This window comes from Pseudonocardia sp. Ae150A_Ps1 (genome assembly GCF_001932315.1).
GTDB lineage: Bacteria > Actinomycetota > Actinomycetes > Mycobacteriales > Pseudonocardiaceae > Pseudonocardia.
In genome coordinates this window covers 5,347,625-5,364,215 of record NZ_MCIJ01000001.1, presented here as the reverse complement: position 1 = coordinate 5,364,215, position 16,591 = coordinate 5,347,625, and the positions used below count along the sequence as shown (strand labels likewise).

Genomic DNA, 16,591 nt, shown 5'->3' with positions numbered 1-16,591 from the left:
TCCGGCGGGCACCCGAGGGAGGTGTCCACGGCCCGCGTCACCGCGCTCCCCCGACCAGGTCGGCGGCCGTCCCCTCCTGCCACGGCCCGGGGTCGGTGAGGAACGTCGACTCCCCGGACGGATCCTGCCGCTCCAGCCACCGGCGCAGGGCGACCGTCGCCGCGGGGAACCCGCGCACCTGCGCCGCGGTCTCCCGGACCAGGCTCGTCGTCGCCGTGTCCCGGTCGGGATCGTGCAGGATCCGCTTCTGCGCGGCCACCACCGCCCGTGGCCGGCGGGCGAACCGGGCGGCACGGGACCGGGTGTGCGGCAGCAGGTCCGCGGCGGGCACGACGTCGTCGACGAGGCCGAACCGGGCCGCCTCCTCCGCCGTGTAGGCCCGGGCCTCCAGCATGATCTCCAGCGCACGGGAGGGGCCGACCAACCGGGCGAGCCGCTGCCCACCGAACGTCGTGGACAGACCGAGGGCCAGCTCCGGCAGCAGGAACCGGGCACCGGGCGAGGCGAACCGCAGGTCGAAGAAGACCGACAGCTCCAGTCCTCCGCCACCACACGGCCCGTCGACGGCGGCGATCCACACCGCGGGCGAGCGCAGGATGCCCTCGGCCGCCCGCTGGAAGTCGGCGAGCGCCTGCAGGCCGGCCAGCGGGGTGCTCCGCAGCAGGTGCCGGACGGGGCCGTGGGCCCTGGCGAGCAACGCGGTCCCCCGGGCCAGCCCCCAGGCCGCGGCCGGTGGGAGCCGCGGGGTGTGCTCGGCGGTGTGCAGGAGGTCCCCGATGTCGAAGTGGGTGATGTAGCGCCCGGGGACACCGCCGGTCACCACGACCACGCCGACGCTGTCGTCGTCGGCGACCGCGTCGACCAGCCGGACGACGTCGGCCTGCATCGCCGCGGTCATGTAGGTGTAGGGCGGATCGGTCGCGAGGACCGTCAGCACCCGCCCGTCCTGTTCCGTGCGCAGGGTCTCGTAGCCCTGCCCGGCAGCTCGGCGGGTCATCGGTTCCTCCTGTCCCGCAGGGGCGCGAGCACCCGCTCCGGGGCCTGGCCCGAGGCGAGGACCGTCGCGTCCGGGCGCACGAGTACGGCGTGCGCCCCGCCGTCGCGCAGCCAGCGGCCGAGCGGGTCGGCCGGCGTGACCTCGACCAGTGCCGCCCCCGCCCGTTCCACCTCGCGGCGCCGGGCCGGTCCGACGGGCGTGTCGGTCACCACGGCGAACCGGCCCCCGACGATCTCGTCGAGGCGAGCGGTGCCGCGCACCTCGGCGTTGGGGCAGAGCGACCCGGCCGGTCCGCGGGACCGGAGAGTTCCCCGTGGCCGCCGGACGAGCGACGAGTGCCCCAGCGCGGGTGTCCCGCTCCCGAACCGCTCGGGCCGGGCGGCCGCGGCCAGCCGCGGCAGGACGGTCCGCCGCGCGACGTCGCCCGCGTGCCCGCCGCCGGTCATCACCCGGCCCAGCGAGACCGCCTGCCGGATCATGGCGCGGGCGTGCGGCCTGCGCTCCGCCTGATAGCTGTCGAGATCGGACTCCGGGAGCTCGCCGCGGAGCACCCCGGCGAGTTTCCAGGACAGGTTGGCGGCGTCGCGCAGACCGGCGCCCATCCCCTGCCCGACGAAGGGCGGGGTCAGGTGCGCGGCGTCCCCGAGCAGCAGTACCCGGCCGTCCTGCCAGCGGTCGGCGAGCTGGGCCCGGAAGGTGTAGTCGGTGACCCGCAGGAGCGTCAGGTCCTCGTCCGGCGTGCCGCGCAGCCAGGGCCGCAGCAACGGGCGCAGCGCGTGCACGGTGCCGTGGTCCGCGGCGGACTCGCCGTCGGCGAGCTGGAACTCCCACCGGTACCGGTCGTCGGAGATCCGCATGTAGGTCGCGGCGCGCTCGGCCGAGCAGACCTGGTGGATGCCCTCCCACCGGCCGAGATCGGCGCCGGTCACGAGGTCCACGACGAGCCAGCGTTGGGTGAAGCCGAGATCCTCCATCCGGGAGCCGAGAGCGTCGCGGACCACGCTGTTGGCCCCGTCGCAGCCCAGGACGTACCCGGCGGTGATCGTCTCGTCCCGGCCGGTGACCCGGTCGGTGAGCTGCACGGTGATCCCGTGGGCGAGATCGTGCCGGACGATCCCGGTCACCTCGGCGTCACCGCGGATGCGGGCACCGGGACGGCGCCGCAGGGCGCTGCGCAGCAACCGCTCCAGCTCCGGCTGGTCGAACATGCTGGCTTCCGGGTACCCGTGCCTGCCGGTAGCGGCCCGGCCGATCTCCCCGAGCACCCGGTGGTCGGCTCCGTCGATCAGCCGCAGCCCGAGTGCGGGCCGCGAGATCGCGGCGAACTCCTCGGCCAGGCCCATCCGGGCCAGGATCCGGAAGATCTCGTCGTCGAGCGACACCGCCCGGGGCCGGGGGTACACGCCGGTCCAGCGGTCGAGCACGAGAACGTCGACGCCCCGGTCGGCCAGCATGATCGCCGCACTGATCCCGGTCGGGCCCGCACCCACGATCACGACGTCGGCGTGCTCCGGCCGCCCGGCCGTCACCGGTGCTCCACCGGGTTGCGCTGACGGCCCAGGTCCAGGTGGCCGTCGTCGGTGCCGATGGCGGCCGTGACGACGTCGCCGTGCTGCAGGTAGTCGGGGTTGCGCTCGGCCCGGCCGACGAAGGCCTTCCACTTCCGCTCCGGAGGGAGGAACCCGCCGATGATCTCCACGATCCGCCGCGGAGCCTTCAGCGCGGTGCCACCCGGCGTCCCGGTCAGGAGCAGGTCGCCGGGCTCCAGTTCCTGGAACCGGGCGAGCAGCGTGAGTGCCCTGGCCGGCTGCACGATCATGTCGGCGAGGGTGCGGTCCTGGCGCAGCACGTCGTTGACCCACAGCCGCAGCCGCAGCCGTTCCAGGTGCGCGGCGTCGCCCGGCTCGAGCAGGACGAGCCGGGGCCCGACGGGGGTGAACGTCGGGTACGACTTCGACTCGTAGAACTGGCCCTTCGGCAGCTGGATGTCGCGGGCGCTGACGTCGTCGGTGACGACCAGCCCGGCCACGTAGTGGTCGAGGTCGGCGTCGGTGACGACGCTGCCGACCGGCAGCGGCGCGCCGAGGACCAGGCCGAGCTCGACCTCGTAGTCCAGCAGCCGGACGTGCTCGGGCCGCACGATCGTCGCGTCCGGGGCCGACACCGAGCCCGACGCCTTGCGGAAGAACGTCGGGAGCACCGTGTCCGGGTCGAAGCCGGAGTCCGTGGCGTGCGACCGGAAGTTGACCATCTGGGCGACGACCCGGCACGGCGTGGTCACCGGCGAGACCAGGTCCAGCCCCGCGACGTCGACGGCGCCCTCCGCCGTCGGCGCGGCCAGCGCGGCGGCCGCCTTCTCGACGGCCGGACGGTCGGCCAGCAACGCGGCCGTCGTCGTCGCGTCGGTGTCGATCGGTACCGCCCGGCCTGCGTCGGAGGTGCTGCCGGTGGCCTCGACGTACCAGGCGTCGGTGGTGCGCAGGACGGAGATGCTCATGAGTTCATCGCTCTCATCAGGGCCCGCAGGCGGGCGGGGGTCAGGTCGGTGTCCTCGGCACGGAGCGCGCCGAGGGCGTCGAGGAGCCGGGACGGGCCGCCGTCGAGGAACTCCCGGGTGACGGGCGGGCCCCACTGGGCGAGCCCGGACGACGACATCGAGGCCCAGCCAGGCTCGACCGAGGCGTCGAAGACGTCGCCGTCGGCGAAGTGCTCGACCATGAGGCCGTCGGGATCGCGCCAGTAGTCGAAGAGCTGGCTGCCCTGGACGTGCCGCCCGATCCCCCAGGACCGCCGGTGGCCGCGCTCGGTCAGGTACTCGCCGCCGGCGGCGATCGCGTCGAGGTCGGTGACCTGGTAGGCGGAGTGGACGTAGCCGGTGGTGGGCCCGAGGTGCATGGCCAGGGTGTGGTGGTCGGCCGGTTCACGGCCGCGGTCGCACCGCAGGAAGGCGAACGTCGGGCCGAAGTCCCGGTCGTCGGGCAGGTGGAGGAAGTCGCTGACGATCAGGCCGAGGGTGTCGAGGTACCAGTCCAGTGCGGACCGGAAGCGCGGTGTCTCCAGGACCACGTGCCCCATCCGCTGCACCCGGGCCGGTTCGCGGGCCGGTCGCTGGGTCGCGTTGACGCGCGGGAACTCCCGCGCGGCCGTCAGCCCGGTGTTCAGCGTCAGTGGCACCTGTCCGGGCAGTCCGGCGTGCTCGTCGGCGCCGGCGACGACGGCGACCGGGATCCCGCTCGGGTCGCGCAGCTCCACCAGGGACCCCGGCCATCCGGGTGCGACCGGGCGGACCGGCGAGCCGGTGTGCCGGGCGAGGCGTTCGAGGTCCTCCGTCGCGTCGGCCTGGAAGACCGGTCCGACGAAGCGCGACGACGGCCCGCGGCGGACGACCAGGGCGTCGCTGCCGGGCAGGGTGCCGCGCAGCCGCAGCTCGTCCGGTGTCCGGGACGCGACGGCGAACCCGAAGTCGCGGGCGAAGATCTCGGCCCGGTCCAGGTCCGGCTTCTCGAACTGCAGCCAGGCGAGGTCGCGGACCTTGATCACCGGGTTGCGGGACCGGCCCGGGTGCTCGCCGCGGCGTCGCCCGTGCTCGCTGTGCAGGTCGCTGTGCGCCGCCTCCGGCAGGTCCGCGGGCGCGGGGATCTCGACGGTCATGCTCCTACTCCGATCTGGTCCAGGTCGTGGCCGACGACCAGCCGGCCGGAGAAGCCCTTGCCGGCGTCCTCCCAGCGCTCGACGGGCCAGGTCGCCGGCACGAAGTGGTTCAGGACGAGCGTCCCGACCCCGGCCCGCTCGGCCAGCGGGCCGACGTCGGCGATGCGGGTGTGCTGGCCGACCATGTGCTGGTAGATGGCCTCGGACATCGGGTCACGCGGCGAGGGGAAGTGCTCGGCGACCCAGTCGTCGGCGATCACCTCGTGGACGAGGACGTCCGCCCCGGTGGCCAGTTCGACCAGGTTGTCGCTGGGCCCGGTGTCACCGGAGAACACGACCGAGCCGTCGTCGGTGTCGAACCGGAACGCGAGCGCCGGGAAGATCGGCGCGTGCTGGACGAGCGTCGCCGACACCCGGATCCGGTCGTCCTCGAAGAACGGCACCGGGCTCATCCGCGGGTGCGGGTTCCCGTTCGGGTCGGCGGTGTACTCGGCCGGGATCGGCACGTCGTGCCCGGCGAGGTACCCGTCGGGGACCTCGACGCCCTGCTCGAAGAAGCGGTCGTTGTAGTCGGTCGCGTAGGTGCCGAGGAGCTTCTCGACCATCTCCGCGGTGCCGGGGGTCGGGCTCTGCGGCGCGACCGCGTTCGGCGAGCTGCCGGGGCGGGCCGGGGGAAGGGCGCCACGGTTGCCCGGGCCCCAGACCCGGACCGGGCCGCCGAGTCCCAGCCCGTTCGCCAGGCCGGTGGTGAGGATGTTGTTGAGGTCGCAGACGTGGCCGGAGTGCAGGTGGGTCAGGAAGATCCCGCCGAGCGCGTCGAGCGGGCCCGCCATCCGGGACTCCCAGTTGCCGAGCCGGGCGCGGCGGATCTGCGGGCCGACACCGTGCCCGCAGTCGACCAGGTAGTACCGGTCTCCGACGGCGACGGCCGACGAGATCCCGCAGCGCGGGTCGTCGAGCCACCAGTTGGGGCCGCCCGCGGTGCCGAGCAGGACGAGGCGGGTCGGGGCGTCGGAGGTCAGGGGTGCACGGTCAGCGGTCACGGTGGTTCCTCTCGTCGTCGTGCAGCAGGGCACGGGTGTTCGTGGCGAGGTGGTCGCGCCACGTTCCGGTCGGTCCCGGCGCCGCCAGCGAGGCGATCTGGGCATCGACGGCCGGGGCGGGCGTGAAGCAGTGGTCGCTGCCGTAGACGAGGCGGGCGTCGCCGACGGTGGCGGCGATCGCGGGCAGCTGGACGGGCAGCGGGGTCCCCGCGCAGTCGAACCAGCACCCGGCCAGCGCGGTGGCCACGTCCTGCCGCGGTGCCTGCGGGTCGAACAGGGAGAACAGGTTCACCCGCGCGGTGAGCAGCGGCAGCACGCCACCGCCGTGGGTGAGCACCCACCGGATCCGCGGGTGCCGGCCGATCCGGTCGGCGAGCACCAGGTCGACCGCGGAGCGCGCCGCGTCGAACAGGAACTCGATCATCGGCAGCGGCCTGCCGCGGGACACGGCGTCGGCGTGCGGGGGCGCGGAGGGATGGACCAGGACGAGCGCTCCGCGCGCGTCGAGCTCGTCGAACAGCGGATCGAGGGCCCGGTCGCCCGGATAGAGCCCGGCGGCGTTCGACGGTAGCAGCACGCCGTCGGCCCCCAGCTCGCCGAGCCCGCGACGGGCCTCGGCGACGGCCGCCCCGACGTCCGGCAGCGGAAGCGCGACGAGGTGCCCGAACCGGTCCGGCCGGGCCTCGACGATCTCCGCGGCGGCGTCGTTGACGTGCCGGGCGAGCTCGCGGGCGGCGGCGTCGTCACCGAAGTGGACCCCGGGCGAGGACACCGACAGCAGGGACCGCCCGATCCCGGTCGCGTCCATCAGGGACAGGTGCTGGTCGGCCGACCAGCGCGGCCAGGCCGGCATGCCGTCCGGCGTGGTGTGGCCCGCGGCGACGGCCGCCTCGACGTAGTGGTCGGTGAGGAAGTGCGCGTGGACGTCGGTCAGCGACGGCGACGTCACCGCTGCTCCTCGTCGGCGGCGGCCACCGCCGCCGGACGCGTGCGCAGCAGGCGCCAGGTGAGGTAGCCCCAGAGGACGATCGCGGGCGGGCCGAGCACGAACTTCGCCACCCCGAGGGCGACGACCTGGGACGCCGCGTACAGCGGGACCCCGACGAGCAGGTGCAGCACCCAGAACCCGGTCCACAGTGCGGTGACCCTGAGATGGGCGGCCGGGTCGTCGGTCATGCCGGAGAAGCGGGACAGCCGCATCGAGATCGGCCGCCGGATCAGCCAGGAGCCCGCGAACACGACCGTCGCAAGGCTGTTGACGACCAGCCACGGCAGGAAGTAGTCGCGGCCCTCCCCGGTGACCAGCACCATCAGCACGTGCAGCAGCACGAGGCCGAAGGCCGCGACGACCATGGTGAGCCGTCGGCGCGCGAGCAGGCGTACGACGACCAGTACCAGGCCCGCGGCGACGGCCGCGATCACTCCCTCCTGCACTCCCAGCGCCTCGTAACCCACCAGGAAGGCGATGTTCGGCAGGACGGCGTCGGCGAGATGTCGTCGCAGGTCACGGCCCTTCAGCGGGGCCGGCGGTCCGGACGGGTGCTCCACAGCCATGTCCGTGACGATACTTCTCGGTATTCAATACCCTCAAGTACTGGACGCTGAGAAGTCCCTGAGTTCTGCCGGGCCGGCCCCACCCGGCAGCCGGACCCCGTCCACCTCCGTGACCGTCGCCCACCGGCGTCGGCGGACGACCTCAGATGTGGCGGCCACCGGCGACCTCGAGGACGCAGCCGGTCATGTAGGACGACATCCGGCCGGCCAGGAACAGCGCGACCGAGGCGATCTCGCTCGGGTCGCCCACCCGCTGCAACGGGATCTCGGCCACCTTCGCGTCGAAGATGTCCTGGCGCAGGGCGGCGGTCATGTCGGTACGGATCAGGCCGGGCTGGATGGCGTTGACCCGCACCCCCCGATGGGCCAGCTCCTTGGCAGCAGCCTTGGTCATACCGACCACGCCTGCCTTGGCGGCGCTGTAGTTCGTCTGCCCGGCCATCCCTACCTTGCCGGAGATGGAGGACAGGTTCACGATCGCGCCGCTCCCCTGCTCGCGCATCACCGCGGCGGCGGCACGGGTACCGAGCCAGGTGCCCTTGAGATGGATGTCCAGCACGGCCTCGAAGTCCTCGAGGGTCATTCTCCGCATGGTCGCGTCCCGCGTGATGCCGGCGTTGTTGACGAAGACGTCGAGCGAGCCGAACTCACCGACCGCGGTGTCCGCAGCGCGCTGCACGGAACCGGGATCGGTGACGTCGCACGCCACCCCGATCGCCCCCGCCCTCAGCTTCTCGGCGGACTCGCCGACGAGGTCGCCGTCGATGTCGGCGAGGACGACCCGCGCGCCGTTCGCGAGGAAGGTCTCGGCGATCGCGAGGCCGAGGCCCTTCGCCCCACCGGTGATCACTGCCGTCTGGTCCTGGAGCATGTCTGCCTCTCGCGTGTCCGGGGTCGGGGTCGGGGTCGGGGTCGGGGTCGGTGGGTCAGCGGTCGTGCCAGACCGGCCGGCGCTTCTCGACGAAGGCCGCAGCGCCCTCGGCGGCATCGTCGGAGGCCAGGACCGGCTCGACCACCTCGCGCTGCCGCGCGAAGGCGGCCGGCGCGGTGTAGTGCACGGACTCGGCGACGAGCTGCTTCGACGCCCGGACCGCGCGCGGGGCGTTGGCGGCGATGGTCCGAGCGAGCTCCCGCGCCGCCGCGAGCGCCCCGCCCGGCTCGGCGAGCCGGGCGACCAGACCGTGCGCATGCGCGACGTCCGCGGTGACGGGCTCCCCGGTCAGGGCCATCTGCATGGCCTGCTGGTAGGGCAGCACCTTGGCCAGCCGGAGGAGACCACCGCCGCCGGCGACGAGCCCGCGCCTGACCTCGGGCAATCCGAACTTCGCGTCCCGCGAGGCCACGATCAGGTCGGCTGCCAGCGCCAGCTCGCAGCCGCCCGCCAGCGCCCATCCCTCGACGGCGGCGAGCAGCGGGGTGCGGGGCGGGCTCTCGACGATCCCGGCGAAGCCGCGCCCCGGGAGGGACGGCCGTTCCCCGCGAGCGAAAGCCTTCAGGTCCATGCCGGCGCAGAAGTTGCCGCCGGCTCCGGTGATGATCCCGACCCGCAGGTCGGGGTCCGCATCGAGCTCGTCGACGGCGGCGGCGAGCGCGACCGCGGTCGCCCGGTCCACCGCGTTGCGGACCTCGGGGCGGACGATCGTCATCACCAGCACGCCGTCGTCGACCCCGGTCGTCACGGGCCGGTCGGTCGTCGTGGTCACGGGATGCGGCTCCTCGGTGTCAGAGTCCCAGGGACTTGGCGATGATCGTTTTCATGACCTCGCTCGTCCCGCCGTAGATGCGGGAGACCCGCGCGTCGGCATACAGCCGGGCGATCGGGTAGTCGCGGATGTAGCCGTAGCCACCGAACAGCTGAAGGCACCGATCGAGCACACGCCCCTGCAGCTCGGTGCAGAACAGCTTGAGTGCGGCGGCGTCCGCGGCCGAGAGCTCGGCGCGGTCGTGGTCGACCAGGCTGCGGTCCAGCATCGCCCGGCCCGCCATGACCTCGGCCCCGCACGCCGCGAGCTCGAACCTGGTGTTCTGGAACCCCGCGAGCGAGCTGCCGAACACCTCGCGCTCCTTGACGTAGCCCACCGTCGTGTCGAGTGCCGTCTCGGCGGCGGCCACCGCACCCAGCGCGATGGCGAGCCGTTCCTGGGGCAGGTTCCCGGTCAGGTAGGTGAACGCCTGCCCCTCTTCTCCGAGCAGGTTGTCCTCCGGCACCTCGACGCCGTCGAAGAACAGTTCCGCCGTGTCCTGGGTGTGCAGACCCAGCTTGTCCAGCTTGAGGCCACGGGTGAAGCCCGGCATCCCGTCCTCGACCACCAGCAGGGACAGTCCCTGACGGCGGTTCTCCGAGTTCCCGGTCCGCGCGACGACCAGCACCAGGTCGCAGTTGATGCCACCGGTGATGAAGGTCTTCGCCCCGTCGAGGACGAAACGGTCGCCGGCTCGCCGGGCCCGGGTCGTCATTCCCGCGAGGTCCGAGCCGGTGCCGGGCTCGGTCATGGCGATGGCGGTCATCAGCTCGCCGCGGGCGATGCCGGGCAGCCACCGTCGCCGCTGTTCCTCGGTCGCGTACCGCAGCAGGTAGGGCAGCACGACGTTCATGTGCACCCCCAGCCCGCCGAGGTGCACCCCGGCCCGCACGACCTCCTCGGTGAGCACGGCGGAGAACCGGAAGCTCGTGGCGCCGCCCCCTCCGTACTCCTCGGGGACCTGCATTCCGGGGATCCCGAGCTCGCCGAGGCGGGCGAAGATCTCCTTCGGGACGAGACCTGCGGACTCCCACTCCGCGAAGTGCGGGACGACCTCCTTGGCCAGGAGGTCCCGGACGACCTCCCGGAACGCCTCGTGGTCGGCGTCGTAGGCGCGACCGGTCGTGCCCGTCACCGTTCACCTGCCGGCACCGGGCCGAGCACCCGGCGGGCGTCGCGCTCCGGGTTCATCCCGAGCAGCGCGGCGAGTCCGCCGACCAGGGCCAGGACGCCGAAGATCTGGAACGCGGCGGCATACCCCTCGGCCGGCGATGCGGCCCCGTCCACGATGACACCCGTCATGTACGGGCCGACGAGCCCGCCGAGTGCCATCAGCGCCAGGAAGATCCCCAGCGTGGTCGCCAGCCGGTGCGGCGGGCAGATCTGCGAGATCGCGGCGTTGATGAGCGGGAACACGATCGACCCGACGCCATAGCCGATCGACACGACGACGACGGCGAGTACGGGCGAGCTGATCGCGGGCAGGCCGACCAGAGCGACCCCGCACACGAGCAGCCCGCACCCCGGGAGCACGCCTCGCAGCATCCGGGCGCTGGCGCCCCGGGACAGCATCCGGTCGCTCACGGCGGTGGCCGCGAACATGGCGACCACTCCGACGATGCTGGGCAGCCCGAACATCGCGCCGGCCTGCAGCCGGCCGTATCCGAGACCGACCTCGAAGTAGGACGGGAGCCAGGTGAGCACCGTGGACACGAGCGCGTACATCACGAAGACCGCGACAAGCCCACCCAGGAAGGTCGGGGTGCGGGCGATGCGCCACCAGGGTGCGTCGTTCGGCATCGGAAGCGTCGTCGCTCGTGCCTCGTCCGGCTCGGCCGATGCCGGGCGTTCGCCGTAGGGGCCCTCACGCCACACCATCAGCCAGACCGCACACCATGCGAGCCCGAGGATCGCCAGTGCGATGAACTCGCCCCGCCATCCCCAGGTCGCGACGATCACCGCCAGCACGGGGATCAGTGCGATCTTGGCGATCGACGAGCCCGCGGTGATGAACGCCCCCGGCAGGCCGCGCTTCTGCGGCGGGTGCCAGGAGTAGGCCGCGGTGTGGATGATGGCGCTCGACGGCCCTTCGAACAGTCCGAGCGCGATCCGGGACATGAGCAGCACTGCGAACCCGGCGAACGCCACGACCGGGAGCATCGAGGCAGCCCAGGTGAGCGAGAGGATCACCATGATCCATCGCATCGGCATCCACCGGGTGAGCGCCCCGGCGACGAAGCCGCTGAAGACGAACGCCGCGAAGAACGCGCTGCCGATGAGGCCGATCTGGGAGCTGGTCAACCCCAGTTCTTCGGAGAGCGGCTGGGCGACCAGGCCCAGGACCGCCTTGTCCGCGTAGTTCAGGACGTAGAGTGCGACGAGGGTGAACGTCACCCCCCCATGCCGTTGCTCGGGATTCGCCGCGCTCCCCCCGGGCCGATGTCATCGCTTCGACCGTGCGTACCGCGTTCAAGACAGATTCCTCCTGTGGAATCGTGACGATCAGCGAGAGATCCCGTCGTACGCCGTCTCGTGCGTTGCTGGATCCGTCCGATCGGGCCTCAGCGAGGAGGCATCCGGATCGCGCCGTCGAGCCTGACGGTCTCGCCGTTCATGTAGCCGTTCTCCAGCAGCGTGGTGGCCATGTGGGCGTAGTCGGCCGGGTCGCCGAGCCGACGTGGATGCGGTACCCCCGCGGCCAGCTGGTCCCGGAGGTCGTCCCGCAGCCGCGCGAGCATGGGGGTGTCGAAGACACCCGGGGCGATGGTGTTGACCCGGATCAGCCGGTTCGCCAGGTCCCGCGCCGCGACGATCGTCATCGCGTGGACCGCGCCCTTCGACGCGCTGTAGGAGGTCTGCCCGATCTGTCCGTCGAAGGCGGCGACGGAGGCGGTCAGGACGATCGCGCCCCGTTCACCGTCGACGGGCTCGTTGCGGGCCATCGCCTCGGCCGCCAGCCGCAGCACGGTGTAGGTCCCGACCAGGTTGACCTCGAGCACCTCGCGGAAGCGGTCGACGTCGGCCGGGGTGCCGTCCCGATCCAGGATGCGGAGCCGGTCACCGCCGCGGCCCGCGCAGTGGACGACACCGCGCAGCGGGGGCCGGCCGTCGTCGGTGGCGACGGCGAGGGCCTGGCGGATCTGGTCGTCGTCGCGGATGTCGGCGGGCACGAACCGCACGCCGGCGCCCAGTGCGGCGGCCGTGGCCGCACCGTCCGACCCGGGAAGGTCCGTGATCGTCACGTACGCCCCGCCCCGCACCAGCTGTGCGGCGGTGGCGGCGCCGAGTCCGGATGCGCCGCCGGTCACCAGGACCGACGTGTCGGCGATCTTCACAGAGCGTCTCCTCCTGTCCGACGGCGCCGTAGGACGGTCGCCGGTGTCTCGGTCGTGGCCATGTCAGATCACGTCCTTGTCGCGCAGGCCGTCGATCTCGTCGCGCGAGAGCCCGGCGATGTCGTGCAGGACGTCGTCGGTGTCCGCTCCCAGCGCCGGGGGCGGCGCGGCCGGGGCCGGAGCCGCATCGTCGAACCGGATCCCGAGGCCGACCTGCGGAATCCTGGTACCGCCGCGTTCCATGCGATAGAACATGCCGCGCTCCCGCAGGTGGGGGTCCGCGGCGACCTCGTCCACCGAGTGGATCGGGCCTGCGGGTACCCGTGCCTGCGCGAACACCGCCAGCCAGTGCGCGCGCGGACGCTGCTGCAGGATCGCCGAGATCCGCTCGACGATCTCCTCACGGTTCCGGCTCCGGGAGGAGTTGTCGACGAACCGTCCGGCGGCACCGAAGCCGGGGTCGCCGACGGCCTCCCAGAACCGCGCCCAGATCCCGTCGTTGCCCAGCCCCAGCGTGAGCGGCCGGTCGGCGGTGTCGAAGGACTGGTAGACGGCGATGACGCTGTCCTTCGCGCCGGCGCGGCGCGGGACCTCACCGGAGCCCAGGTAGGTGACGATGCACGGGGTGAGCATCCGCGTCATGCTCTCGACCAGCGAGACGTCGACCCCGTGGCCCCTTCCGGTTCGCGCCCGGTCGAACAGGGCGCTCACGGCGCCCAGTGCCGCGTCCATCCCGGCGAGCACGTCCGCCGCCGGGGCGCCGATCTTCTGCGGGGGCGAGCCGGCCTCACCGGTGACGTCCATGATCCCCTGTAGCCCTCGGCGATCAGGTCGTAGCCCGACAGGTCGGCGTGCGCGCCCGTGAGCCCGTAGCCGGAGATCGAGACGTGCACCAGGTCGGGCCGGACCGCGGTGAGGGCCTCCCGGTCGAGGCCCAGCTTGCGCTGGACCCGCCCGGTCATGTTGACCACGACCACGTCGCAGGCGGCGACCAGGCGGTGCAGCACCTCCTGCCCGGGATCCGAGGTGATGTCCAGGGTGATGCTGCGCTTCGAGCGGTTGACGCTGAGGAACCACAGCGACTCCCCGTCGAGGAACGGCGGTCCCCAGGCGCGGCTGTCGTCGCCGGCTCCGGGCCGCTCGACCTTCAGCACCTCCGCGCCGAGGTCGGCGAGCAGCATCGTGGCGTAGGGGGCGGCGATCGACGTCGTGAGGTCGAGGACCCGGACCCCGGACAGCAGGGCGGGCGGGTCCGCCGTCGGCGCGGTGCCGAGATCGTCCACCGGGAGCGCGCCGGTCATGACGGGCCTCCCGCAGACCGACCGGGTCGGGGGGCCGTCACAGCGCCTCGAGCACGGTGGCGTTCGCCATCCCGCCCGCCTCGCACATGGTCTGGAGTCCGTACCGGATGCCGTCGTCGCGCATCCGGTGGACGAGTGTGGTCATCAGCCGGGCGCCGGAGGCACCCAGCGGGTGGCCGAGTCCGATCGCCCCGCCCCGGGCGTTGAGCAGCTTCGGGTCCGCTCCGGTGTCGGCGAGCCAGGCACAGGTCACCGACGCGAAGGCCTCGTTCACCTCGAAGGCGCCGACGTCCTCGATCCGGAGTCCGGCCCGTGTCAGGACGGCAGCGGTGGCCGGGATCGGGGCGGTCAGCATCGTCACCGGATCGACCCCGGCAAGGGCGAACGAGTGGAACCGGGCCAACGGCTGCCAGCCGTGCCGGGCCGCGATCTCGCTGGTCGTGACCAGCAGTGCGGCGGCACCGTCGGAGATCTGCGAGGAGTTGCCCGCGGTGACGACACCGTCGTCCCGGAACGACGGCCGGAGCGCGCCCAGCTTCTCGGGCGTTCCGCCACGGCGGACCCCCTCGTCGGTGTCGACGACGGTCGCGGCGGCGCCGTCCTGCCCCGGGACCGGGACCGGGACGATCTCGTTCTCGAACAGGCCGCCGTCGATCGCCTGTCCCGCCCGCTCGTGGGACTCCAGAGCGTGCAGATCGAGCGCCTCGCGGGACAGCCCCCAGCGCTCGGCGACGATCTCGGTGCTGTCACCCTGGTTGAACTCGACGCCCTCGTAGCGCTCGCGCACGGAGGGCCCGAAGGGCAGACCCGGACCGTTCGTCCGCGCCGATCCCATCGGCACCCGCGACATCGACTCCACACCGCCGCAGACGACGACGTCGTACTGCCCCGCGATCACCCCGGCGGCGGCGAACGTCGCCGCCTGCTGGGACGACCCGCAGGCACGGTCGATGCTCGTGCCCGGCACGTGCTCCGGCCAGCCGGCGGCCAGTGCCGCGTACCGGCCGACGTTGCCGCCCTGCTCGCCGACCTGGGAGGCACATCCCCACACGACGTCCTCCACCAGCGACGGGTCCAGCCCGTTGCGCTCGGCGAGCCCGTGCAGGACCGCGGCGGACAGATCCACCGGATGCACGCCGGACAGGGCACCGTTCCGTCTGCCGATCGGGGTACAGACCGCGTCGACGACGACGGCGTCACGCATGGCTCAGCCTCTCCTTCAGTTCGGTCTTGAGGATCTTTCCGGTGGGGGTGACGGGAAGCTGGTCCACGAAGACCACCTCGGAGATCCGCTTGTACGGCGGCACCCGGCTCGCGACCTGCTCCCGCAGTGCGTCACCGGTGAGTCCGGCCTCCGGATCCGCGACGACGAACGCGACGGGCCGCTCCCCCACGACGGCTTCCGGCCTGCCGACCACAGCGGCCTGGCGGACCCCGTCGATCGCGGTCAGCAGTTCCTCCAGCTCCCGCGGGTAGACGTTGTAGCCCTTGTAGATCAGCATCTCCTTGAGCCGGCCGGTGATCGCGAGGTAGCCGTCGGCGTCGAGGCGGCCGATGTCACCGGTACGCACCCAGCCGTCCCGGAACTGCTCCGCGGTGATCTCCGGGTGGCCGAGATAGCCGGCGGTGACCTGCGGTCCGCGCACCCAGATCTCACCGTCGGTACCGGCCGGCACCGCCCGGCCGACGTCCTGCAGGTCACGGATCTCCACCTCGGTGTCGAACAGGGGACGCCGACAGTGCCGATCCGGCGTTCGGTGTCCGGTGTGGGCGGTGGGAAGGTCGCGGTGCTGGTGACCTCGGTGAGGCCGTAGCCCTCCAGAACGACCGCACGGGGGAACGCTTCGCCGAGGGCGGCGTGCATGGCCACCCCCATCGGCGCCGCCCCGCTGGTCAGCGCCCGGACCGACGACAGGTCCCGGTCCGCGATGTCCGGGACGTCCAGCAATGCGTGGTAGGCAGCCGGAGCGGTGGTGGTGTAGTCCACTCCGTACCGCTCGATGAGATCGAGGGTGCGCGCCGCGTCGAACCGTCCCGCGATGACGGCCGTCGCTCCGACCGTGACCATCAGGTTCAGGTTCATCAGCGCGTGCTGGTGATAGAGCGGCGAGGTGATCAGCCCGATGGACCGGCCGAGGCGTAGCGGGAAGTCCTCGCTCTCGGGGATCTCCGTGAGCCGGACCTCCGGACCGTGCACCTCGGGGAGCACGCCGGCGCGCCAGCAGCCCATCTGGAGCAGGTTCGCGACGAAGTTGCGGTGCAAGACGCGGACCGGCTTCGGCGCTCCGGTCGTCCCACCGGTGTACGCGAGCAGGGCGGTGTCCTCCGGACCGACGCCGATCTCGGGGGGTACCGACGGCAGGCCCCGGACCAGGTCGTCGAAGGCCGTTCCACCGACCGGCGCCCCCTCTCCGCCGGCCGGGCCCGGGAGGGTGACGACCCGCTGCAGCCGGCCGGCGGCCGCCTCGCGGGTGGCGTCGGAGCAGGCCGGATGGGTGACGGCAGCCACGGCGTTCGTCTCGCGCAACTGCCCTGCGAGCGTCGGCACCGGCTGCAGCGGGCTGAGCAGGCAGACCGTCCCGCCGGCCAGCAGGATGCCGAACCAACCCACCGGGTGGTAGAGGCCGTTCGGAGCATGCAGCGCGACCACGTCGCCTTCTCGGACCCCGTCCCGCCGCAGTGCGTGTGCCAGCGCCGAGGCGCGGCCGAGCAGCTCGGCGTAGGTCAGGGTCTCCTCGCCGTCGCGCAGGGCGATCCGGTCGGGAAAGGCACTCGCGGTCCCCCGCAGCAGCGCCGTCATCGGGAGCGCCGGATAGTCCAGCGTCCGCGGCAGGCCCGTCGGCCAGGTCTTGCCTGCGGTCTTCATCGTCAACGTCCTCCTCGACGAACACGCGACCCGTTCGGTGTGGCCTCAGCCAGTCAAGGACCTCGACACATATAGAACAAGCGGCATTCAACTAATGATCCG

15 protein-coding genes and 1 pseudogene are annotated in these 16,591 nt (G+C 72.8%); all 16 read right to left on the bottom strand.

The window, feature by feature from the left end:
- Nucleotides 1-37 precede the first annotated feature (37 nt).
- Nucleotides 38-997 carry an enoyl-CoA hydratase-related protein gene (locus Ae150APs1_RS25270; protein WP_075300734.1) on the bottom strand — a complete coding sequence of 320 codons (960 nt, stop codon included), beginning with the start codon at nt 995-997 and terminating at the stop codon, nt 38-40.
- Nucleotides 994-2,526: a bifunctional 3-(3-hydroxy-phenyl)propionate/3-hydroxycinnamic acid hydroxylase gene (locus tag Ae150APs1_RS25265; protein WP_075300732.1), complete on the bottom strand. Its 1,533-nt coding sequence runs from the start codon at nt 2,524-2,526 to the stop codon at nt 994-996. The genes Ae150APs1_RS25270 and Ae150APs1_RS25265 overlap by 4 nt, the downstream gene beginning before the upstream one ends.
- Nucleotides 2,523-3,494, bottom strand: a complete 972-nt coding sequence (locus tag Ae150APs1_RS25260) for a fumarylacetoacetate hydrolase family protein (RefSeq protein ID WP_075300731.1) — start codon at nt 3,492-3,494, stop codon at nt 2,523-2,525. Before Ae150APs1_RS25260 ends, Ae150APs1_RS25265 begins: the two co-directional genes overlap by 4 nt.
- Complete coding sequence (locus Ae150APs1_RS25255; protein WP_075300730.1) at nt 3,491-4,648, bottom strand: VOC family protein; 1,158 nt, start codon at nt 4,646-4,648, stop codon at nt 3,491-3,493. Before Ae150APs1_RS25255 ends, Ae150APs1_RS25260 begins: the two co-directional genes overlap by 4 nt.
- Nucleotides 4,645-5,691, bottom strand: coding sequence for an MBL fold metallo-hydrolase (locus tag Ae150APs1_RS25250; RefSeq protein WP_075300729.1), 1,047 nt, complete (start codon nt 5,689-5,691; stop codon nt 4,645-4,647). The genes Ae150APs1_RS25255 and Ae150APs1_RS25250 overlap by 4 nt, the downstream gene beginning before the upstream one ends.
- On the bottom strand, nt 5,681-6,640 hold the full coding sequence (locus Ae150APs1_RS25245; RefSeq protein WP_075300728.1) for an amidohydrolase family protein: 960 nt from the start codon (nt 6,638-6,640) through the stop codon (nt 5,681-5,683). Before Ae150APs1_RS25245 ends, Ae150APs1_RS25250 begins: the two co-directional genes overlap by 11 nt.
- Nucleotides 6,637-7,245: a DUF3159 domain-containing protein gene (locus tag Ae150APs1_RS25240; protein ID WP_083680359.1), complete on the bottom strand. Its 609-nt coding sequence runs from the start codon at nt 7,243-7,245 to the stop codon at nt 6,637-6,639. The genes Ae150APs1_RS25245 and Ae150APs1_RS25240 overlap by 4 nt, the downstream gene beginning before the upstream one ends.
- A gap of 142 nt (nt 7,246-7,387) precedes the next feature.
- Nucleotides 7,388-8,116 carry a 3-oxoacyl-ACP reductase FabG gene (gene fabG, locus Ae150APs1_RS25235; protein ID WP_075300725.1) on the bottom strand — a complete coding sequence of 243 codons (729 nt, stop codon included), beginning with the start codon at nt 8,114-8,116 and terminating at the stop codon, nt 7,388-7,390.
- A gap of 55 nt (nt 8,117-8,171) precedes the next feature.
- Nucleotides 8,172-8,948: a crotonase/enoyl-CoA hydratase family protein gene (locus tag Ae150APs1_RS25230; RefSeq protein WP_075300723.1), complete on the bottom strand. Its 777-nt coding sequence runs from the start codon at nt 8,946-8,948 to the stop codon at nt 8,172-8,174.
- A gap of 19 nt (nt 8,949-8,967) precedes the next feature.
- Nucleotides 8,968-10,122, bottom strand: a complete 1,155-nt coding sequence (locus tag Ae150APs1_RS25225; protein ID WP_075300721.1) for an acyl-CoA dehydrogenase family protein — start codon at nt 10,120-10,122, stop codon at nt 8,968-8,970.
- The gene (locus tag Ae150APs1_RS25220; protein WP_075300719.1) at nt 10,119-11,381 is read right to left on the bottom strand and encodes an MFS transporter; all 1,263 of its coding nucleotides are present in this window, start codon (nt 11,379-11,381) and stop codon (nt 10,119-10,121) included. Before Ae150APs1_RS25220 ends, Ae150APs1_RS25225 begins: the two co-directional genes overlap by 4 nt.
- 167 nt (nt 11,382-11,548) lie before the next feature.
- Nucleotides 11,549-12,322 carry an SDR family NAD(P)-dependent oxidoreductase gene (locus Ae150APs1_RS25215; protein ID WP_010227720.1) on the bottom strand — a complete coding sequence of 258 codons (774 nt, stop codon included), beginning with the start codon at nt 12,320-12,322 and terminating at the stop codon, nt 11,549-11,551.
- Nucleotides 12,323-12,385: 63 nt separating this feature from the next.
- Nucleotides 12,386-13,503, bottom strand: a pseudogene (locus tag Ae150APs1_RS25210) (CoA transferase).
- Between the two features lie 157 nt (nt 13,504-13,660).
- The gene (locus tag Ae150APs1_RS25205; RefSeq protein WP_075300717.1) at nt 13,661-14,827 is read right to left on the bottom strand and encodes a thiolase family protein; all 1,167 of its coding nucleotides are present in this window, start codon (nt 14,825-14,827) and stop codon (nt 13,661-13,663) included.
- Nucleotides 14,820-15,194, bottom strand: a complete 375-nt coding sequence (locus Ae150APs1_RS31480) for a fatty acid--CoA ligase family protein (RefSeq protein ID WP_139317058.1) — start codon at nt 15,192-15,194, stop codon at nt 14,820-14,822. Before Ae150APs1_RS31480 ends, Ae150APs1_RS25205 begins: the two co-directional genes overlap by 8 nt.
- Nucleotides 15,119-16,489 (bottom strand): long-chain fatty acid--CoA ligase, encoded by a 1,371-nt coding sequence (locus Ae150APs1_RS25200; protein WP_139317057.1) that lies wholly within the window; start codon nt 16,487-16,489, stop codon nt 15,119-15,121. Before Ae150APs1_RS25200 ends, Ae150APs1_RS31480 begins: the two co-directional genes overlap by 76 nt.
- Between the last annotated feature and the right edge of the window lie 102 nt (nt 16,490-16,591).